This window comes from Streptomyces sp. IMTB 2501 (genome assembly GCF_001953885.1).
Classification (GTDB): domain Bacteria; phylum Actinomycetota; class Actinomycetes; order Streptomycetales; family Streptomycetaceae; genus Streptomyces.
In genome coordinates, this window is sequence record NZ_MQUS01000005.1 from 305,691 (window position 1) to 324,800 (window position 19,110).

The 19,110-nt window shown below is 70.8% G+C and carries 18 protein-coding genes; 10 read left to right on the top strand and 8 right to left on the bottom strand.

Annotated features, from left to right (window positions below; genetic code table 11):
* The first annotated feature begins 4 nt into the window (after positions 1 to 4).
* The 5 genes from AV521_RS11835 (at position 5) to AV521_RS11855 (ending at position 5,975) form a co-directional block, all read left to right on the top strand.
* Positions 5 to 775 carry an SDR family NAD(P)-dependent oxidoreductase gene (locus AV521_RS11835; RefSeq protein WP_076087310.1) on the top strand — a complete coding sequence of 257 codons (771 nt, stop codon included), beginning with the start codon at positions 5 to 7 and terminating at the stop codon, positions 773 to 775.
* A gap of 92 nt (positions 776 to 867) precedes the next feature.
* Positions 868 to 1,986 carry an LLM class flavin-dependent oxidoreductase gene (locus AV521_RS11840; protein WP_076087312.1) on the top strand — a complete coding sequence of 373 codons (1,119 nt, stop codon included), beginning with the start codon at positions 868 to 870 and terminating at the stop codon, positions 1,984 to 1,986.
* Between the two features lie 13 nt (positions 1,987 to 1,999).
* Positions 2,000 to 3,730: an amidohydrolase family protein gene (locus tag AV521_RS11845; RefSeq protein WP_076087314.1), complete on the top strand. Its 1,731-nt coding sequence runs from the start codon at positions 2,000 to 2,002 to the stop codon at positions 3,728 to 3,730.
* Complete coding sequence (locus tag AV521_RS11850; protein ID WP_076087316.1) at positions 3,727 to 5,178, top strand: aldehyde dehydrogenase family protein; 1,452 nt, start codon at positions 3,727 to 3,729, stop codon at positions 5,176 to 5,178. Before AV521_RS11845 ends, AV521_RS11850 begins: the two co-directional genes overlap by 4 nt.
* A 20-nt stretch (positions 5,179 to 5,198) precedes the next feature.
* Positions 5,199 to 5,975, top strand: coding sequence for an alpha/beta fold hydrolase (locus AV521_RS11855; RefSeq protein WP_076087483.1), 777 nt, complete (start codon positions 5,199 to 5,201; stop codon positions 5,973 to 5,975).
* A gap of 32 nt (positions 5,976 to 6,007) precedes the next feature.
* Here the strand turns inward: AV521_RS11855 and AV521_RS11860 are convergent, their stop codons facing one another.
* The 4 genes from AV521_RS11860 to AV521_RS11870 all read right to left on the bottom strand — a co-directional run bounded on the left by AV521_RS11860 (position 6,008) and on the right by AV521_RS11870 (position 7,617).
* Positions 6,008 to 6,403, bottom strand: coding sequence for a nitroreductase/quinone reductase family protein (locus AV521_RS11860; RefSeq protein WP_076087318.1), 396 nt, complete (start codon positions 6,401 to 6,403; stop codon positions 6,008 to 6,010).
* Between the two features lie 61 nt (positions 6,404 to 6,464).
* Complete coding sequence (locus AV521_RS11865; protein ID WP_305965162.1) at positions 6,465 to 6,875, bottom strand: carotenoid oxygenase family protein; 411 nt, start codon at positions 6,873 to 6,875, stop codon at positions 6,465 to 6,467.
* Positions 6,779 to 7,015: a hypothetical protein gene (locus tag AV521_RS50700; RefSeq protein WP_256725510.1), complete on the bottom strand. Its 237-nt coding sequence runs from the start codon at positions 7,013 to 7,015 to the stop codon at positions 6,779 to 6,781. Before AV521_RS50700 ends, AV521_RS11865 begins: the two co-directional genes overlap by 97 nt.
* The gene (locus AV521_RS11870) at positions 7,012 to 7,617 is read right to left on the bottom strand and encodes a hypothetical protein (RefSeq protein WP_256725511.1); all 606 of its coding nucleotides are present in this window, start codon (positions 7,615 to 7,617) and stop codon (positions 7,012 to 7,014) included. The genes AV521_RS50700 and AV521_RS11870 overlap by 4 nt, the downstream gene beginning before the upstream one ends.
* A 57-nt stretch (positions 7,618 to 7,674) precedes the next feature.
* On the opposite strand from AV521_RS11870, the gene AV521_RS11875 reads away from it, so the two are divergent.
* The gene (locus AV521_RS11875) at positions 7,675 to 8,196 is read left to right on the top strand and encodes a PadR family transcriptional regulator (protein ID WP_076087322.1); all 522 of its coding nucleotides are present in this window, start codon (positions 7,675 to 7,677) and stop codon (positions 8,194 to 8,196) included.
* Here AV521_RS11875 and AV521_RS11880 read toward each other — a convergent pair.
* Positions 8,180 to 9,706, bottom strand: coding sequence for a CehA/McbA family metallohydrolase (locus AV521_RS11880; RefSeq protein ID WP_076087324.1), 1,527 nt, complete (start codon positions 9,704 to 9,706; stop codon positions 8,180 to 8,182). The genes AV521_RS11875 and AV521_RS11880 overlap by 17 nt on opposite strands.
* Before the next feature lie 169 nt (positions 9,707 to 9,875).
* Between AV521_RS11880 and AV521_RS11885 the strand changes: the two genes are divergently transcribed.
* The 3 genes from AV521_RS11885 to AV521_RS11895 all read left to right on the top strand — a co-directional run bounded on the left by AV521_RS11885 (position 9,876) and on the right by AV521_RS11895 (position 14,179).
* On the top strand, positions 9,876 to 10,721 hold the full coding sequence (locus AV521_RS11885) for a TIGR03619 family F420-dependent LLM class oxidoreductase (RefSeq protein ID WP_076087326.1): 846 nt from the start codon (positions 9,876 to 9,878) through the stop codon (positions 10,719 to 10,721).
* A 157-nt stretch (positions 10,722 to 10,878) separates the two neighbouring features.
* The gene (locus AV521_RS11890) at positions 10,879 to 13,464 is read left to right on the top strand and encodes a bifunctional FO biosynthesis protein CofGH (protein WP_076087327.1); all 2,586 of its coding nucleotides are present in this window, start codon (positions 10,879 to 10,881) and stop codon (positions 13,462 to 13,464) included.
* 145 nt (positions 13,465 to 13,609) lie between these two features.
* Positions 13,610 to 14,179: a hypothetical protein gene (locus AV521_RS11895; RefSeq protein WP_076087329.1), complete on the top strand. Its 570-nt coding sequence runs from the start codon at positions 13,610 to 13,612 to the stop codon at positions 14,177 to 14,179.
* Here AV521_RS11895 and AV521_RS11900 read toward each other — a convergent pair.
* On the bottom strand, positions 14,172 to 14,690 hold the full coding sequence (locus AV521_RS11900) for a DUF2165 domain-containing protein (protein WP_076087331.1): 519 nt from the start codon (positions 14,688 to 14,690) through the stop codon (positions 14,172 to 14,174). The two genes, AV521_RS11895 and AV521_RS11900, sit on opposite strands and share 8 nt — an antisense overlap.
* Positions 14,691 to 14,774: 84 nt before the next feature.
* Here AV521_RS11900 and AV521_RS11905 point away from each other — a divergent pair, with 84 nt between their 5' ends.
* On the top strand, positions 14,775 to 18,101 hold the full coding sequence (locus AV521_RS11905; RefSeq protein ID WP_076087333.1) for an ATP-binding protein: 3,327 nt from the start codon (positions 14,775 to 14,777) through the stop codon (positions 18,099 to 18,101).
* On the opposite strand, the gene AV521_RS11910 is transcribed toward AV521_RS11905, so the two are convergent.
* Together AV521_RS11910 and AV521_RS11915 are read right to left on the bottom strand one after the other, a co-directional pair.
* Positions 18,089 to 18,277, bottom strand: a complete 189-nt coding sequence (locus AV521_RS11910) for a DUF397 domain-containing protein (protein WP_076087335.1) — start codon at positions 18,275 to 18,277, stop codon at positions 18,089 to 18,091. The two genes, AV521_RS11905 and AV521_RS11910, sit on opposite strands and share 13 nt — an antisense overlap.
* Complete coding sequence (locus tag AV521_RS11915; RefSeq protein ID WP_076087337.1) at positions 18,274 to 19,086, bottom strand: helix-turn-helix transcriptional regulator; 813 nt, start codon at positions 19,084 to 19,086, stop codon at positions 18,274 to 18,276. The genes AV521_RS11910 and AV521_RS11915 overlap by 4 nt, the downstream gene beginning before the upstream one ends.
* Between the last annotated feature and the right edge of the window lie 24 nt (positions 19,087 to 19,110).

Here is a 19,110-nt window from a genome sequence, read left to right on the forward strand (position 1 = left end):
AGTCATGGGCAAGCTGGACGGGCGGGTCGTCATCATCACCGGGGCGGCCCGCGGGCAGGGCGAGCAGGAGGCACGGCTCTTCCGGGCGGAGGGCGCCCGGGTGGTCGTCGCCGATGTACTGGACGACCAGGGGGAGGCCCTGGCCAAGGAGATAGGCGCGCTGTACGTCCATCTCGACGTCGGCACCGAGGACGGCTGGCGGGAGGCGGTGGCGGCCGCCAAGGCGGCGTACGGGCATCTCGACGGGCTCGTCAACAACGCGGGGATCCTGCGCTTCAACGCCCTGGTGGACACCCCGCTGGACGAGTTCATGCAGGTCGTGCAGGTCAACCAGGTCGGCTGCTTCCTGGGCATGAAGACGGTGGCACCGGAGCTGGCCGACGGGGGCACGATCGTGAACACCGCCTCCTACACGGCCATGACCGGCATGGCCGCCGTGGGCACGTACGCCGCGACCAAGCACGCCGTGCTGGGGCTGACCCGGGTGGCCGCGCTGGAGCTGGCGGACCGGGGCATCCGGGTCAACGCGATCTGTCCGGGCGCCATCGACACCGCGATGTCCAACCCGGCGCGCCTCGACCCGGACGCCGACCCGGAGGAGATGAGCCGGGCCCTGGACGAGCTGTACCGCAAGCTCGTACCGCTCGGGCGGGTGGGGCAGCCGGAGGAGGTGGCGCGCCTCGCCCTGTTCCTCACCTCGCCGGACTCCTCGTACATCACCGGGCAGCCGTTCGTGATCGACGGCGGGTGGTTGGCGGGGGTCTCGGTCATCTGACGATCCATCAGGTATTGACCCGCCCTGCGGGCGATGCCACAGTCATCAGAACTGACGCTCTGTCAGAAATCTTCAGGGGACGGTGAACCGCCTTGGAATTCGGGCTCTTTGTACAGGGATACGTGGGCAAGCGCGCCGAGACCGACCCGCTCGCCGAGCACAAGGCGCTGATGGAGGAGACCGAGTACGTCATCCAGGCGGACAAGTCCGGCTTCAAGTACGCGTGGGCCTCCGAGCACCACTTCCTGGAGGAGTACTCGCACCTGTCGGCCAACGACGTCTTCCTCGGGTATCTGGCGCACGCGACCGAGCGCATCCACCTGGGCTCCGGGATCTTCAACCCGCTCGCCCAGGTCAACCATCCGGTGAAGGTCGCCGAGAAGGTCGCCATGCTGGACCACCTCAGCGAGGGCCGCTTCGAGTTCGGCAGCGGACGGGGCGCCGGGTCGCACGAGATCCTCGGGTTCATACCGGGTGTGACCGATATGAACTACACCAAGGAGATCTGGGAGGAGACCATCGCAGAGTTCCCGAAGATGTGGCTCCAGGACGAGTACGCGGGCTTCCAGGGCAAGCACTGGCAGCTGCCGCCGCGCAAGGTCCTGCCGAAGCCGTACGGGAAGTCGCATCCGGCGATGTGGTACGCGGCCGGGTCGCCGCCGTCGTACGCCATGGCCGCGAAGAAGGGGCTCGGCGTGCTCGGCTTCAGCATCCAGAAGGTCTCCGACATGGAGTGGGTGCTGGAGCAGTACAAGACGGCGGTCGTGAACGCGGAGCCCGTCGGGGACTTCGTGAACGACAACGTGATGGTGACGACCACGGCGATCTGTGCGCCCACGCATGCCGAGGCGATCGACATCGCCGTGCACGGGGGGCTGCACTATCTGCCCTCGCTGGTGTTCCGGTACCACGACACGTTTCCCCGGCCGGAGGGCTTCCCGGTGTGGCCGGAGACCCTGCCCCAGTACACGCCGGAGTTCGTGGAACTGCTCATCGAGGAGGAACTGCTGATCTGCGGGGATCCGGACGAGGTGCTGCGGCAGTGCAAGCGGTGGGAGCAGGCCGGGGCGGATCAGCTGAGCTTCGGGTTGCCGGTCGGGGTGCCGAAGGCGGAGACGCTGCGGACGATCCGGCTGATCGGTGAGCACGTGATTCCGAAGATCGATACGGATCCCGTTCACCGGACGTCACGGTTCCGTCAGGCTGTCTGAGGAGGTTCCAGGCATGTTGGATCACCTCATCAAGGGCGTCACCGTCGTTGACGGGACCGGGGCGCCCGCCTGCGTCGCCGATGTCGGCATACGCAACGGGCGGATCGCCGTCATCGGCTCCGTCACCGAAGACGCCCGTACGACCGAGGACGCCACCGGGCTCGTCCTCACCCCCGGCTTCGTCGACCCGCACACCCACTACGACGCCCAGCTCTTCTGGGATCCGTACGCCACGCCCTCCCTCAATCACGGGGTGACGACGGTCGCGGGCGGGAACTGCGGGTTCACGCTCGCGCCGCTCAATCCCTCCCGCCCCGACGACGCCGACTACACCCGGCGGATGATGTCCAAGGTGGAGGGGATGTCCCTGGTGGCGCTGGAGGAGGGGGCGCCCTGGAGCTGGAACTCGTTCGGGGACTATCTGGACGCGCTTGACGGGCGGATCGCCGTCAACGCGGGATTCATGGTCGGCCACTGTGCGCTGCGCCGGTATGTGATGGGGCCCGACGCCGTCGGTGGGCAGCCCAGTGAGGAGCAACTGACCGAGATCGTACGGCTGTTGCACGAGGCGATGGACGCCGGGGCGTGGGGGCTGTCCACCACGCAGTCCCGTACCCACTCCGACGGGGACGGGCAGCCGGTCGCCTCCCGGCACGCGCTCCCCGCCGAACTGCTCGCCCTGTCCAGGGCGGTCGGGGAGCACGAGGGGACGCAGATCGAGGGGATCGTCGCCGGGTGTCTGGACCAATTCAGCGACGACGAGATCGATCTGCTGGTGGAGATGAGCGCGGTGGCCGCACGGCCGCTGAACTGGAACGTGCTCACCATCGACGCTGCCGTCCCGGAACGGGTGCCCCGGCAGCTGAGCGCGAGCGAGCGCGCCCGGAAGGCCGGCGGGCGGATCGTGGCGCTCACCATGCCGATCCTCACCCCGATGAACATGTCCCTGGGGACCTTCTGCGCCCTCAACCTCATCCCGGGCTGGGGGCCGGTCCTGGGGCTGCCCGTGCCGGAGCGGATCGCCCGGCTCCGGGACCCGGCCGTCCGGGCGGAGATGCTGCGGCGGGCCCAGTCGAAGGAGGCCGGCGTCTTCAGGCGGCTCGCGAACTTCGGACGGTATGTCATCGGGGACACCTACAGCGAGGCCAACCGGGGGCTCACCGGCCGGGTGGTGCGGGACATCGCCGAGGAGCGGGGGCTCGACCCCTTCGCCTGTCTGGTGGAGATCTGCGCCAACGACGAGCTGCGTACGGTGCTGTGGCCGATGCCCAGCGACAACGACCCGGCGTCCTGGGCGCTGCGCGCCGAGACCTGGCAGCACGAGGACGTGCTGCTCGGCGGGTCCGACGCCGGGGCGCACCTGGACCGGATGTGCGGGGCGCCGTACACGACGCGCTTCCTCGGGGACTGTCTGCGGGGGCGGAAGCTGCTCGGTCTGGAGCAGGCGGTGAAGATGCTGACCGACGATCCGGCCCGGCTCTTCGGGCTGCGCGAGCGCGGGCAGGTGCGGGAGGGGTGGCATGCGGACCTCGTCCTGTTCGACCCGGAGCGGATCGACGCCGGGCAGGCCCGGCTGGTGCACGACCTGCCGGGTGACAGTCCGCGCCTGGACTCCAGGGCGATCGGGGTGCGGGCCGTGTGGGTCAACGGGGTCGAGGCGATCCGGGACGACGTGGTGACCGGGGCCGTACCGGGCAAGGTGCTGCGCTCGGGGACCGACACCCGCACGGTGAGCACGCGGTGAGCGAGGGGCGGCGGCTGTTCGTCGGCGGCGCCTGGGTGGAACCGGACGGCGGGCGCTACCCGGTGACCGACCCGGCCACCGAGGAGACCGTCGGCTGGGCACCGGAGGCCTCGCCGGCGCAGGTGCGGGAGGCCTGCGCGGCGGCACGGGAGGCGTTCACGGCATGGTCGCGGACCCGGCCGGAGGAGCGGGCGGCGGTGCTGGGCCGGGCGGCGGAGATCATCCGGGGGCGGATGGAGCCGTACGCCGAGCTGGCCCGCGCGGAGACCGGTGCGACCACGGGGACCGCCCGAGCGATGCAGGTCGGGGTGGCCGCCGCCCGGTTCCGCCGGTACGCGAGCGTGGAGCCCGCCGAGTGGGCCGTCGCCCCGCAGATCAACGAGGCCGGGCCGATGGGCAGGGCCGGGGTGATGGGCGCCCTGGCGATACGGCAGCCCGTCGGCGTCGTCACCTGCATCACCTCCTACAACAACCCCTGGGCCAACCCGGCCGGCAAGGTCGCACCGGCGCTGGCCATGGGCAACACGGTGGTGGTCAAGCCGGCCCCGCAGGACCCCCTCTCCGTCTACCGGATGGCGGAGGCGCTGGAGGCGGCCGGTGCGCCGCCGGGCGTGGTGAACGTCGTCTCCGGGCGGGACGTGGCCGTGGGCGAGGCGGCGGTGGCGTCCGACGACGTCGACATGGTCAGCTTCACCGGCTCCACGGCCGTCGGCCGGCGGATCGCCGAGGTGTGCGGGCGGGACATGAAACGTCAGCTGATGGAGCTGGGCGGCAAGGGCGCCGCGCTCGTCTTCGACGACGCCGACCTCGCCTCGGCCGTCGCCGGCATCGGCACCACCTTCTCCTTCTACAGCGGGCAGATCTGCACCGCACCGACGCGGGTGCTGGCGCAGCGGGGCGTGTACGACCGCCTGGTCGGGCAACTGGCCGTATACGCGGGCCGGTTGAAGATCGGGGACCCACGGGAGCCGGACACGGTCGTCGGCCCGCTGATCTCGGCGGAGCACCGGGCGCGGGTCGAGTCGTACGTGGAACTGGGCCGCAAGGAGGGTGCGTCGCTGGTCGCGGGCGGTGAACGCCCCCCACTGGAGGCCGGTTTCTACGTCTCGCCCACCCTCCTGGCCGACTGCACCAACGACATGCGGGTGGCACGGGAGGAGATCTTCGGGCCGGTGGTCGTGGTGGTTCCCTTCGACGACGAGGAGGAGGCCGTGACCCTCGCCAACGACTCCGACTACGGCCTCATCGACTACGTCTGGTCCGGTGACGTGGCCAGAGCCTTCCGGGTGGCCCGGCGGCTGCGGGCCGGCGGGGTCGGCATCAACACGGTGGGCCGGAACATGGAAGCGCCGTTCGGGGGATTCAAGAAGAGCGGTGTGGGCCGTGACGTGGGCTCCTATGCCCTGCACGCCTACAGCGAGGTGCAGGCCGTCGTGTGGCCGGGCTGAGTTCTGGCACCGTGGGCTCCATGGAGCAGACGGTGAAGGTCGAGGGCGGCGAGGTCTGGGCGGACGACTCGGGAGGTGAGGGGCTCCCCCTGGTGCTGCTGCACCCGGGGATCGCGGACTCGCGGGTGTGGGAGCCGGTGCTGCCCGAGCTGACCGCGTGGTACCGGGTGATCCGGTACGACGCCCGGGGCTTCGGCAAGTCGCCGGCCCCGGCAGGGCCGTACACGCAGACCGGGGACCTGCGGCGGGTGCTGGATCACTTCGGGGTGGACCGCGCGGTCCTGGTCGGCAGCAGCATGGGCGGCAAGTCCGTGATCGACTTCGCGCTGAGCGATCCGGAACGGGTGGCCGCCCTGGGGCTGCTGGTGCCGGGCATCACCGGTTACCCGAAGCTGGAGTCCCCGGACCTGAGCGCGGAGATCGTCCGGTTGGCACAGGCGGGAGACATGGACGGTCTGCTCGCCCTGTCCCTGCGCACCTTCGCGGCGGCGGGCAGCGCGCCGGACGCCCGGGCCGCCCAACTGGTCCGGGACTCGTTCCGGGGCTGGTTCTCCACCTATGGCTACGAGCAGCCGGAGCAGCCCGCCTTCGAACGGCTTTCCGAACTTCGCGTGCCCTGCGTGCTGTTGCTGGGTGAGCAGGACACACCCCGGCTGGTCGCCTGCAACGAGGCGATGGCCGCCGCCATCCCCGGCTGCCGGCTCGTCCGCGTCCCGCACAGCGACCATCTGCCCACGCTGCGCGCTCCGGAGACGGTGGTGCGGGTGATCAGCGACCTGTTCGAGCGGGTCGGCTGAACCGACTGCGGGTCTCCCGGGGGCGGCAGCCGTCAGTCCTCCAGATCCACCCGGACCGTCAGCAGGTCCGTGCCGAAGGCGCGTACCGCCGTGCTGTTGAAGCGGGGCAGGGAGCGCAGCCGGGTGATCGGGTCGTCGTCGGGGAGGAGGTGGGCGGTGCCGTGGTGCCAGCGGCCGGCGACGCGGACGCGGACCCTCGGGTCGGCCTGGATGTTGCGCACGTACTGCGACTTGTAGCCGAACTCCGAGACCAGCCAGAAGGATTCGCCGGCTCTGCGCCCGCCGACCGGCGTCAGCCGGGGCAGTCCGGAGCGGCGGCCGGTGGTCTCCAGCAGGACCTGGAACGGCAGCCGCCGGTTGAGCGGATTGGCGAGATGCCGTTGGAAACGGGTCACGAGGCGGTGCTTGAGGTCGCTGCGGCCTGCCATGTCTCTCGCTCTCCTGCTCTGCTGTGATCCGACACCCGGCAATCAATGATCCAGCATGACGTCATGCGCCGCCGGTCAGCCAGTCGCCGTGGAAGCCGAAGGGGACCCGGGCCGTCAGGTGGATCGTGGCGACCGGCGGGGCGGCGAGATGGCCGGCGTCCAGGACGCCCAGGTCGCTGCGGTCGGTGGCCGCGTCGTACACGTTGACGAGGAGCCGGCCAGGGCCGCCCGGTGTGCCGTCGGCGGGGGCGAAGGCGGCCTCGCCGGCCCTGCGGCCGGGGCCGAAGCCGTGGGCGGTGGCCGTGTGGGAGGACAGGTCGTAGCGGACCAGTGCGGTGCCGCTCGTCAGGTGCCCGTGGCCGGAGGTGCGGCCGGTCAGCCGGTCGTCGACACGCGGGAACTCGCCGGGGCGGTCGTCGCACTGCTCCTCGCGGACCGTGCCGGTCGCCGGGTCGGTGGTCCACTTCCACAGCGGGGCCTGCTGCGGCCGGGCCTCTTGCGCAGATACCAGCCGGACGGCTCGGGCGGGACCGTGCCGGTCACCGGGAGGTCGTGCGCGGGGAGTTCCTCGGTGACCTGGGCGTAGTCGCCGGAGAGGTGCTTCGGGGTCACCGGGTCACCTGCGCGGCCTTCGCCTGGACGTGGGCGACGTAGCGGACCGTGAAGACCATCGGGACGGCGAAGCCGGCGATCTGCACGACGGCCGCGGGCGTCGAGTGGGCGTTCCCGGAGTGGGCCAGCACGGCGAGGACGACGGCGGTCACCACGAAGGCGGCGGTCCACGCGGCCGTGATGACGACGTTGACCCGGACGAAGGGCTTCAGCTCCCAGTACTCGCGCGGGGTGGTGCGCTTGGCGATGCCCAGGGTGAAGGGGCGGCCGACGGCCAGCGACACTCCGGCGATCACGGCGAGGGTGCCGGAGGAGAGGGCGGCGGAATAGTCGTGCACTCCCGAGTGCGGGTCGGCGAAGGCGATGGCCGCGAGGACCGCGAAGAAGACCGCCGAGCCCGCCTCGATGACCAGCGCGTCGAAGCCGGTCCCGGCCGCCTTCTGCTGGGCGGTGATCGCGACGGCCACCACCAGGGCGGCCAGGGCACCCCACTGCCAGTCCCCGGAGGGGATGACGGCGAAGACGATCCACGGCAAGAACGTGCGCAGGTAGGACATGGGGTTCCCCCGGTCGGTCCGCGTTTCGAATTCCTGTTTTGACATGTCTAAACTAGAAGGTCAATCCTCGACATGTCAACAGTGGAAGGTAGGGTGGAGGGCATGAGCCTCAAACACGCACTGCTCGGCCTGCTCTCGGACCGTCGCGCCAGCGGCTACGACCTGCTGAAGATCTTCGAGACCTCACTGGCCAACGTCTGGCCGGCGACCCAGAGCCAGATCTACACCGAGCTGACCAAGCTGGCGGGCTCCGGGCTGATCACGGTCGCCGCCGAGGGGCCGCGCGGCCGCAAGGAGTACGAGATCACCGACGAGGGCATGGCGGAGCTGCGCCACTGGCTGACCGAGGTCGCGCCCCAGCCCGTCACGCGCAGCGACGTCCTGCTGCGCGTCTTCTTCCTCGGCGTGCTGAGCCCCGAGCAGGCGCGCGGCTATCTGGCTGCCCTGACCGACATGTCCCAGGCGGGCTACGACCAGCTGCGCCGGCTCCACGACTCCATCGACTGGGACGACGGCAACCTCTCGGTCCACGGCCGCATCGCGCTGGAGTACGGCCTGCGCTTCAACGCGATGCGGCGGGAGTGGGCCGAGTGGGCGGCGGAGCAGATCACGCGGAGCGAGTAGCCCCGAGGAAGACCGGGTTGGTGAAGGCGGCCAGCGCCCCCGGTACCGGTCCCGCCGCCGTCTCGTGCCGCACCTCGGCGCGCACGTACGCCGCGTAGGCGGGCGTCGTACGCCACTCGACCGTGCCCGTGCCCGACACCGGCAGCGGATCGCTGGTGAACAGCACGCCCTGGTCGGTGACGAACCGCACCGAGCAGCGCGGCGCCCCCGAGACCTCCAGCCGTACGGTCACCGGAGTGTCGGCGGCCGGCTCCAGCCGCTCCCCGATGCCCGCCTGCTGCCCGCGCCCGCCCGTCACGGTGAAGCCGAGGACGACGTTCTTCGACTCGGCCACGTACGAGCGTCCCGCGCGGATGCCCTCCTGGATCGCCTCCCGGGTCAGGTCGTCGGCGAGGACGACCGTCTGGGGGCTGCCGACCACGTCCGGGTCGCGGTGGGCGTCGCTGTTGCCCATCGCCGGGAGCCAGGCCCGCCCCTGCCGTACGGAGGCGACCAGCCGGTTGTCCCAGTCGGCCAGCGTCACCTCGTCGTCCGGCGTGTACGGGCCGTTCCACACCTCCACGGCGTCCGCCTCGCCGAAGCCGAACTTCCAGCCGCAGCCGACGCAGGTGGCGTGCGGGTGGGCGGGGACGACCAGGCCTCCGGCGCCGCGGATCTCCCGTGCGAAGCGGGCCCAGCGGTTGTCCCGGGCGCGGTAGCGCCAGTCCACGAAGGTGCCGGGCTCGGTGCCGAGCGCCACCACATGGCCGTTGCGGGTGGTGACCTCCTCGCCGAGCATGATCAGCAGGTCGTCGCCCGCCTGGTCGGCCCAGTGGGGGTGGGACGAGTGGGTGTTGTGGTCCGAGGAGTTGATGAAGTCCAGGCCCGCCGCCCGCGCCAGGGCCGCGATCTCGGCCGGGGTGCGGCGGCCGTCGGAGTACCAGGAGTGCAGATGGCAGTCGCCCCGGTACCAGTCGCGGCCCCGGCCCTTCGCCCGGGAGGGCGGATACACCGGGTGCGGGGTCTCGCCCGCTTCGCCGTAGGTCAGCGTGATCGTCAGCGCGTACGTCAGGCCCTGCGGCGCCACCGTGTAGGGGCCCAGCGCGACGTACCAGGTGCCCTCCCGCACCGGGCCGGGGATGTAGCCCGGGGTCGCGTCGTCGGCGCGGACGAAGAACTCCGTGCGGGCGCCGCCCGACCAGCCACGGAAGCCCCGGCCGCCCAGCTCGGTGCCGTGCTCGTCGAAGAGGCCGATGTCGAGGGCGTTGCCCATGGTGCCGGCCGGGACCGCGGGCTTGTCGTAGGTGTAGGAGACCTTGATCTCCTGTACACCGGCGGGGACTTCGACCGGTACGTACACGAAGTCGGGGGAGCCGGGCGGCAGGGTGCCGTTCACCGTCCGGGTCTCCTGATGCTGGCCGTCCGCGGCTGCGAAGCTCACGCTTCCCAACGTAAGGGCAGCGGCGGCGCCCGTCACGAACAGCGCGCGTCTGCCGATTCCCTGGGCTTGACCGTGCGTGTCGTCACACATGGTGGTGATTCTCCCGTCTCGACGTGAACTCCCATGAAAGGCAAGGGGATTGGGAAGCGGGAGTTGGTAAACGGCCGCATGTCGTGCGCGCGACACCATGGCCGGGAGAGTCGGCTGATGCCGACCAGTCGGTATGGACAGTGGAGTTCCGGCCCGGTACAGATGGGACATGCGTATCGCCGTCACCATCTTCCTCACCGACGAGACCGTCGCGCCGGTCCGACTCGCCCGCGAACTGGAGCAGCGCGGCTACGCCGGCCTGTACCTGCCCGAACACACCCACATCCCCGTCGAGCGGACCACCCCGTACCCGGTCGGTGGCGAGTTGCCGCGCGAGTACGGCCGCACCCTCGACCCCTTCGTCGCCCTGGGCCAGGCCGCGGCCGTCACCGAGCGGCTCGGCCTCGGCACCGGCATCACGCTGGTGGCCCAGCACGACCCCGTCGCCCTCGCCAAGCAGATCGCCACCCTGGACCATCTGTCCGGCGGCCGCTTCACGCTCGGCCTCGGCTATGGCTGGAACGTCGAGGAGGCCGCCGACCACGGCGTCACCTGGCGCACCCGCCGGGAGCTGGTCCGGGACCGGGTGCGGCTCATGCAGGCGCTGTGGGCGCGGGAACCGACGGCCTACAAGGGTGAGTTCGCAAGCGTACGGGCCAGCCATGCCCACCCCAAGCCGGTGCCGGGGCCGCGCGGCCCGGTGACCGGCCCGCGCACGCTCGTCGGCGGCGCCGCCGGGCCGAAGCTGTTCGCGCACATCGCCGAGTACGCGGACGGCTGGCTGCCGATCGGCGGCCGCGGCCTCACCGAGTCCCTGCCGGTACTGCGCACGGCATGGACGGACGCGGGCCGCGACCCGGCCGCCCTCCAGATCGTCCCGTACGCGGTCCTGCCGACCCCCGGCAAGCTCGCGCACTATGCCGAGCTGGGCATCGAGGAGGTGGTGCTGCAACTGCCTTCGGCGGGAGAGGCGGAGGTGCTGCGGGTGTTGGACGGATACGCGCCGCTCTTGTAGCCAAGGGCCGGCGCACCTGCCCAAGGGGGCGGGGCTGTGTTGACATGCGGCTCCGCCGCGTGGCGCGGCAAGCCACGACGGACCCGCACCCGGCAACGTACAGCACTTCCCGAGATGCCCCCGACCTGGCTGAACCGGCGGAGCCTATCGTTGAGAGATGACGACTTCCGCGACCTCCGGAACCGGCCCGACCGAGAACTCCATGCGTCGCGCCCTCAAACGTGCCCGGGACGGTGTCGCCCTCGACATCGCCGAGGCGGCGGTGCTGCTCCAGGCCCGCGGCGAGGCCCTGACCGACCTCGCCGCGTCCGCCGCCCGAGTGCGCGACGCGGGCCTGGAACAGGCGGGCCGGCCCGGTGTCATCACGTACTCGAAGAGCGTCTTCATCCCCCTCACCCGGCTGTGCCGGGACAAGTGCCACTACTGCACCTTCGTCACCGTCCCCGGCAAGCTGCGCCGGGCCGGGCACGGGATGTTCATGTCCCCGGACGAGGTGCTGGACATCGCCCGCAAGGGCGCCGCCCTCGGCTGCAAGGAAGCCCTGATCACCCTCGGGGACAAGCCGGAGGACCGCTGGCCGGAGGCGCGCGAGTGGCTCGACGCGCACGGTTACGACGACACCATCGCCTATGTCCGCGCCATCTCCATCCGCATCCTGGAGGAGACGGGGCTGCTGCCCCACCTCAACCCGGGTGTGATGACCTGGACGGACTTCCAGCGGCTCAAGCCCGTCGCGCCGTCCATGGGCATGATGCTGGAGACGACGGCGACCCGGCTGTGGTCCGAACCCGGCGGCCCCCACCACGGCTCCCCGGACAAGGACCCGGCCGTACGCCTGCGGGTGTTGGAGGACGCCGGCCGCTCCTCGGTGCCCTTCACCTCCGGTCTGCTCATCGGTATCGGCGAGACCTACGAGGAGCGGGCCGAGTCGCTCTTCGCGCTGCGCAAGGTCTCCCGGGCGTACCACGGCATCCAGGAACTGATCATCCAGAACTTCCGCGCCAAGCCGGACACGGCGATGCGCGGCATGCCGGACGCCGAACTGGACGACCTCGTCGCCACGGTGGCCGTGGCAAGGCACATCATGGGCCCGTCCGCCTGTCTGCAGGCCCCGCCGAACCTGGTCGACTCGGAGTACGAGCGGCTGATCGGCGCCGGTATCGACGACTGGGGCGGGGTGTCGCCCCTGACCATCGACCACGTCAATCCCGAACGCCCCTGGCCGCAGATCGAGGAACTCACCGAACGCTCCCGGGCGGCCGGTTTCGAGCTGCGTGAACGCCTCTGTGTCTACCCGGAGTTCGTCCGCCGCGGAGAGCCCTGGCTGGACCCGCGGCTGCGCCCGCACGTGGGCGCGCTCGCCGACCCGGAGACCGGGCTGGCGCGCGAGGGCGCGGTGGTCGAGGGCCATCCGTGGCAGGAGCCGGAGGATGCCTTCGTCCCGGCCGGCCGTACGGACCTGCACCGCACGATCGACACCGAGGGCCGCACGGCCGACCGGCGCGACGATTTCGACGAGGTGTACGGCGACTGGGAGGCGCTGCGCGAGGCGGCCGCCCCCGGCATGGCGCCGGAGCGCATCGACACGGACGTCCGGCAGGCGCTGCGCACGGCGGCCGACGACCCGACGCGGCTGACCGACGCCGAGGCCCTCGCCCTGCTGCACGCGGACGGACCGGCGCTGGACGCGCTGTGCCGGGTGGCCGACGACGTACGGAAGGCGGCGGTGGGCGACGACGTCACCTACATCGTCACCCGCAACATCAACTTCACCAACGTCTGTTACACGGGCTGCCGCTTCTGCGCCTTCGCGCAGCGCAGGACGGACGCGGACGCGTACACCCTCTCCCTGGAGCAGGTCGCCGACCGCGCCCAGCAGGCCTGGGACGTGGGCGCGGTCGAGGTGTGCATGCAGGGCGGCATCCACCCCGACCTGCCGGGGACGGCGTACTTCGACATCGCGAAGGCGGTGAAGGAACGGGTCCCGGGCATGCATGTGCACGCCTTCTCGCCGATGGAGGTCGTCAACGGCGCGACCAGGACGGGGATGTCGATCCGGGAGTGGCTGTCCGCCGCCAAGGAGGCCGGCCTGGGCTCCATCCCGGGGACGGCGGCGGAGATCCTCGACGACGAGGTCCGCTGGGTGCTGACCAAGGGCAAGCTGCCGACGGCCACCTGGATCGAGGTGATCAGGACGGCCCACGAGGTGGGCATCCGCTCGTCCTCGACGATGATGTACGGCCATGTCGACCAGCCCCGCCACTGGCTCGGCCATCTGCGCACACTGGCCCGGATCCAGCGCGAGACGGGCGGCTTCACCGAGTTCGTGACGCTGCCGTTCATCCACACGAACGCGCCGGTCTATCTGGCGGGTATCTCCCGCCCGGGTCCGACGACGCGGGACAACCGTGCGGTGACGGCCATGTCCCGTCTCCTCCTGCACCCCTGGATCCCCAACATCCAGACAAGCTGGGTCAAACTGGGCGCGGAGGGTGCGGCGGAGATGCTCCGCTCCGGGGCGAACGACCTGGGCGGCACACTGATGGAGGAAACGATCTCCCGGATGGCGGGCTCGTCGTACGGCTCGTACAAGTCGGTCCGCGACCTGGTGGCCGTGGCGGAGGCGGCCGGCCGTCCGGCGAAGCCGCGCACCACGCTCTACGGCGAGGTCTCCGCCGAGCGGCAGCGGGCGGCCGAGGCCTCCGACGGGCACCTGCCGGAACTGTTGCCGGTCCTCGACTGAGTACGATGATCCGACCCCGGACCGGGAAGGGGCCCCAGGGCCTCTCTTTCGGATCAGGCCGGCTTCAGGCGACGGCGCCTTGCGGCCGACCCCGGCAAGGTCCGAAAGAAGGGCCCAGCGCCCCTAGCGGAGGAGATGCGAACCCGTGGCTGCCCGACTGCCCTCGTGGGCCTGGGTCACCGGTCTGACGGTGGGAGCGACCGCGGCCGTCGTCGCCCTCGCCGTCCAGGCGGACCACGGGCCGCACCCCACGGCCGCGGCCGCCGTGGCGAGCCCCAGCGCATCGGCGTCCGCGGGCGCCCACGCGTCCACGGGCCCGAAGCCCCCGGCCCCGCCCGCGCTGCCGGCCGCGTCGGGCGTGGGGCGCCGGATCGTCTACTCGATCGGCGCGAAGCGGGTGTGGCTGGTCGATGCGACGGGCAGGGCGACACGTACGTTCACGGTGTGGCCGGGCACGGTGAACCCGCAGCCCGGCCGGTACTCGATCATCAAGCGCATCCAGTCCATCAAGGGCTCGGACGGCGTGGAGATCGAGCACGTCATGTACTTCACCGTCGCGTCCGGCGTGAACATAGCCTTCTCCAACGCCCTGGACGGCTCCTCGCCGCCACCGGCGGACGGCAAGAAGCTGGGCGGTATCCGCATGCACAAGGAGGACGGCGCCGCTCTGTGGTCCTTCGGTGATCAGGGCACCGGCGTGGCGGTCGTCAACTAGCGTCCTCGTGGGCCTCTCCCCGGCGGGAGGGAAGCTGGTTGACGATCAGGGCGACCCCGCTGAGGGTGAAGATCCGGGTCGCCGCTTCCAGCCCGTTCCAGGTCTTGGACTGCCACATCGAGAACCACTCACCGCCGATCGCGATGAACCCGGCGCCGAAGAGCAGCAACAGCATCAGCAGGCCGTAGGTGGAGATGCGGCGGGCGAGGTCGTCCTTGCGCCATGCCCACAGCCAGGTCCCCCAGATCAGCACGAGGGCGGACGCGGTCTCCCACACGATGACGAGGACATACGCGGTGTCCTGAAGACCGGTACTGGTGACGGCCCGCCACATCAGATCGTGGTCCTTGAACGTCGTGTCCATCGCCAGCACATGCCGTACGAACTGCTGGTTCGTCCCGAAGTCGGTGATGTTCCCGAAGGCGACGAGGGCGATGTAGAGGGCGAGTATGCCGGTGAGCACACCGGCGGCCAGTCTGAGGCCCGAGTGACGTGTGGGGGTGGTGGTCATGGCTGAATTCTCCCTCACCACAGGCCAGGTCAGCGCGTGGCCATTGCGCCAGAATGGGAACGCCGACTGGGGAGGGGCGTACGGATGGCGCAGGCACGGCCGTCGATGCAGGAGCTGATCGGGCGGCGCAGACGGGCGGGGTTCATCGGGCGCGGCGACGAACGGGCCGCGTTCCGGGCCAACTTGGACCTTCCGCCCGAGGACGAGCGGCACCGCTTCCTCTTCCACATCCACGGCAACGCCGGTGTCGGAAAGACCTTCCTGGTCCGGGAGCTGGAGCAGATCGCGCGGGAGCGCGGGGCGCTGACGGCGTATGTGGACGAGGGTGTGGGGACCGTACCGGAGGCGATGGCGGTGATCGGGCGCGAATGCGCCCGGCAGGGAGTGGAGTTCAAGAGACTCGATCGCGCGCTGGCCTCGTACCGGGAGCGCCGTCATGAGGCCGAGGCGGTGGCTGCCGGGCTGGAGTCCGCACAGGACGGTCCGTCGCCGGTGACTGCCACGGCGGTCCGGGCCGGGCTGGCGGGCCTGGGGCTGATACCCGGCGCCGGCCCGTTCGTCGGCGCGGTCGACCCGGCGCAACTCGCCCAGTACGCGGACCGTTTGCGCCGAGGGCTCAGTGCGAGGTTCAGCAGCCAGGACGATGTGCAACTGGTGCTGTCCCCCGAGCGGGCGCTGACCCCCAAGCTGCTGGAGGAGCTGGCGGACGTGGCGTCCGCCGTGCCGTGGATCAGCCTGTTCTTCGACACGTACGAGCGGACCGGGCCGTTCCTCGACGACTGGCTGCACAGCCTGATGACCACCGACCGCTACGGAGCCCTGCCCGCCAACCTGGTCATCGTCACCGCAGGGCAGCATCAGTTCGACAGGGGGCGCTGGGGCGGTTTCGCGGACTTCATGACGGAGATACCGCTCGGGCCGTTCACGGAAGCGGAGACACGAGGGCTGCTGGCCGAACGCGGCGTGGTGGCCGAACCGGTGGTGGCGGAGATCCTGCGGCTGACCGGGGGACTTCCGGTGCTGGTGTCGACGCTGGCCGAGCAGCGTCCAGCCGACCTGGACGACATCGGTGACCCCAGCGCGACGGCGGTCGAGCGCTTCCTGAAGTGGGAACCGGAATCCGCCCGACGGGCGGTGGCACTCGCCTGCGCGCTGCCCCGGGGGCTGGACATGGACGTGTTCCGGGCGGCCGTGGACAGCCCGGACGAGGAAGCGGACAGCCTCTTCGCCTGGCTGCGGGGGCTGCCGTTCGTGGACGACCGAGGTGACCGGCTGCGCTACCACGACCTGGTGCGGGAGACGATGCTGCGGCTGCTGCGCCGAAGGTCTCCACAGGGGTGGAAGGAACGCCACGAGAGGCTCGGGGCGGTCTACGGCCGCTGGTGCGAGGAGGCGGCCGACGGCATCCGCCCCGCGTACACGTGGGAGCACGAGCGATGGCGCGAGCTGCGGCTGGAGCAGGCGTATCACCTCGTGTGCGCCCGCCCGCGTACGGAGCTGGCCCAGACGTTGATGAGTGTTGTCGAGGCCTGTTGGTGGGACCAGGTGGACGGCCGCCGCTGGGCGCGCATGCTGGAGGAGGCGGGCACCGTGGCGGACGACGCGGATCTGCGGGACTGGGGCCGGCGGCTCCGGGACGCGCTCGCCGACGACCAGCACGGGGTGAGCAGGACCGTGGACCTGCTCCTGTCCCGCCCCGGGCTCGATGTCTCCGGGCGAGCGCTGGCCCACGGGTTGCGGGGAAGGCAGCTGAGGAGAGGCGGTGAGCACCGGCGGGCACTGGCCGAGTACGACAAGGCTGTCGCACTCAGCGAGCGCGCTTCCCTCCCCGAGATGCACCTGGCCTCACTGTATTTCGGTCGTGGCGTCACCTGCCAGATGCTGGATGACTTCCCGGCAGCGATGGCCGACCTGGACCGGGCGGATGCCCTGTGTCCCGACGACGCGGAGATCCTCTACGGGCGTGGGGAGACCCATCGGCTGGCCGGCCGGCTGGAGGAGGCCGTCACCGAGTTCGACCGCGCCCTTGCCGTGGACCCGGCCGACCCCGACTCGCTCTCGTCCAGAGCAGCCTGTCTGCATGCGCTCGGCCGCCTGGACGAGGCGCTCGCCGACTTCGACCGAGCGCTCGGTCTCGCGCAGGGGTTCCTGTGGGCACTGGTCCGCAGGGCACGGCTGCGTCGTGACCGTGGGGAGTGGGAGGAGGCGTTCGCGGATCTCGACAGGGCTGTAACCCTCGCGCCGGAGTCGGCCTGGGTGGCGTCCGAGCGAGGCGACGCCTACCGGCTGGCGGGCCGGTTCGAGGAGGCGGTCACCGAGCTGGGCCGCGCCCTCGAACTGAAACCGGACTACGCCTCGGCCCTGGCAGGCCGTGGTGTGGCCCGCCGTGAGCTGGGCCGGATCGAGGAGGCACTGGCCGACTTCGACCGCGCGGTGGAATTGATACCCGAGTACGCCTGGGCGCTGGGGCACCGCGCCATCTGCAAGCAACAACTCCAGGACGAAGAAGGCGAGTTGACCGACCTGCGCCGGGCCGTCGCGGCGGATCCGGATCTCGGCTGGATCCACACCGCGCTGGGCGATGCGCATTGGCGCGCCGACCAGTACCGGGAAGCACTGCCCTTTCTCCAGCGGGCACTGGAACTGGGTCCCGACGACGCCTGGGCCCTGGCCCTCCTCGGCGCCGCGTACCGCGGTCTGGGGAACCACCCGGAGGCCTTCCGGTGCCTGGACCGGGCGGTGGCCCTGGACTCCGGGTACGGCTGGGCACTGAGCCAACGGGCGATGGCCGCCATGGCGGTCGGCCGCACGGGGCGGGCCCTGGCCGACCTGGACCGGTGCATCGCCCTGGAGACGCGCGTGGACTGGGCCCGGGAGCAGGTCGTGGACCTGCTGATGTGGTGCGGTCGATGGCCGGAGGCCATGGAACGGCTGGCCGAGGCGGACCGCTTGGGGCTTCCCGAGGAAGCCCTGGAGGAGCAGCGCGCGGAAGCGTACCGGCACACCCGTCAGTGGGCGGCGGCCAGACGGCAGGCTGAGCGGATGCGACTGCGGGATCCGGTCAGGGGCGTCTTCCAACTCGCCCTGATCGCCGGCGGATCCGACGGCGCCCGTGCGGCGCAGCCACTATGGCGTGAGGTCGAGCGATGGCTGCCGTCGGCTGACCTGGATGATTCGGCCCGCGCCTTCCTTCAGTGTGTCGTGGGCTGTGCCCTGGGTGATTGGCGCATCGCCGACGCGGCGCTGACCCACCTGCTGGCCGAGGAGCAGGACTGGGACGACCTGGCGTCGCTGGCATCCCTGCTCACCGAACTGATGGCCGCCCCAGGAGCGGACCGAGCCCGCATGGCGCCCCGGCTGGCGGCGGTGGAGGCGGCCCGGGACGGCGTCCAGGCGCGCTATGCGGAGTGAGCGGCGAAGCCGACGAACTCCGTCCACGTGGCGCCGGTGACGGTGAGTTGAGCGCGGTCCTTGTCCTTGGAGTCGCGGATGTGGATGGTGGCGGGGGTCACGGCTATTTCGACGCAGTCGGGGCCCTCGTTGCTGCTGTAGCTGCTCTTGAACCAGTTCAGTGGGGTGGAGGTCATGTCACTTCTCCGATCAGCTTCTCGATAAAGGCCAGCGACTCCCGGGGCGAGAGAGCCTGCGCCCGGATAATCCCATAGCGCATCTCGACGAGTTGTACCTCCCGCGGATCACTGACCACACGGCTGTAGGTCTGTCCCTCTTCGTGGGCCACTGTCTTGCCGTTCCGGAGCTTCAGCAGGCGGATGGGCCCGCCCATTCCCGCGTGATCCTCGCGGTCGTTTGGCATCACCTGGATCTCGACGTGCCTCAACCTCCCGATGGCCAGGAGGTGTTCCAGTTGCCTTTGCAGCACGGGCCAACCGCCGATGGGCCGCCGCAGGGTCACCTCCTCCTGGACGAAGGTGAGAGTCGGACGTGGCACTCGCTCGAAGACTTCCTGCCGTGCCAGGCGTGCACTGACATGGCGGTCGATTTCGTCCTCGGTATACGACGGGCGTCGCATCGTGTACAAGGCCCTTGCGTACTCGGGGGTCTGCAGCAGGCCGTGCACGTAATGGTTGGCGTAGGCCCCGAGTTCGATGGCCTCCGCCTCCAGCTTGGCCAGATCCCGAACCTTCTTCGGATACCGAGCCTTCTCCACGTCGGCCTTCATCGCGGCCAACTTCCCGTCGGCGCCCAGCACTTCATCGGCCGTGTCCAGAAACTCGGGCTGCGGAGTGCGTACCGCGCGTTCAACGGCCGAGATCAGGTCCTCGCTGTATCCGATGGCGGCCCCGAACTCCCCCTGCTTCAGCCCGGCGGCTTCCCGCCACAACTTGATCTGCCGCCCGACCGCCCTGAGTACGGCCTCGGCTTCCTCGTCCTCCACGCTGCCCCCTTGTGACGTACGACA

Coding starts and splice junctions, on each gene's coding strand:
- AV521_RS11835 (WP_076087310.1), top strand. CDS start 5: ATGGGCAAGCTGGACGGGCGGGTCGTCATCATCACCGGGGCGGCCCGC.
- AV521_RS11845 (WP_076087314.1), top strand. CDS start 2,000: ATGTTGGATCACCTCATCAAGGGCGTCACCGTCGTTGACGGGACCGGG.
- AV521_RS11855 (WP_076087483.1), top strand. CDS start 5,199: ATGGAGCAGACGGTGAAGGTCGAGGGCGGCGAGGTCTGGGCGGACGAC.
- AV521_RS11860 (WP_076087318.1), bottom strand. CDS start 6,403: ATGGCAGGCCGCAGCGACCTCAAGCACCGCCTCGTGACCCGTTTCCAA.
- AV521_RS11870 (WP_256725511.1), bottom strand. CDS start 7,617: ATGTCAAAACAGGAATTCGAAACGCGGACCGACCGGGGGAACCCCATG.
- AV521_RS11875 (WP_076087322.1), top strand. CDS start 7,675: ATGAGCCTCAAACACGCACTGCTCGGCCTGCTCTCGGACCGTCGCGCC.
- AV521_RS11880 (WP_076087324.1), bottom strand. CDS start 9,706: ATGTGTGACGACACGCACGGTCAAGCCCAGGGAATCGGCAGACGCGCG.
- AV521_RS11885 (WP_076087326.1), top strand. CDS start 9,876: ATGCGTATCGCCGTCACCATCTTCCTCACCGACGAGACCGTCGCGCCG.
- AV521_RS11890 (WP_076087327.1), top strand. CDS start 10,879: ATGACGACTTCCGCGACCTCCGGAACCGGCCCGACCGAGAACTCCATG.
- AV521_RS11900 (WP_076087331.1), bottom strand. CDS start 14,690: ATGACCACCACCCCCACACGTCACTCGGGCCTCAGACTGGCCGCCGGT.
- AV521_RS11905 (WP_076087333.1), top strand. CDS start 14,775: ATGGCGCAGGCACGGCCGTCGATGCAGGAGCTGATCGGGCGGCGCAGA.
- AV521_RS11910 (WP_076087335.1), bottom strand. CDS start 18,277: ATGACCTCCACCCCACTGAACTGGTTCAAGAGCAGCTACAGCAGCAAC.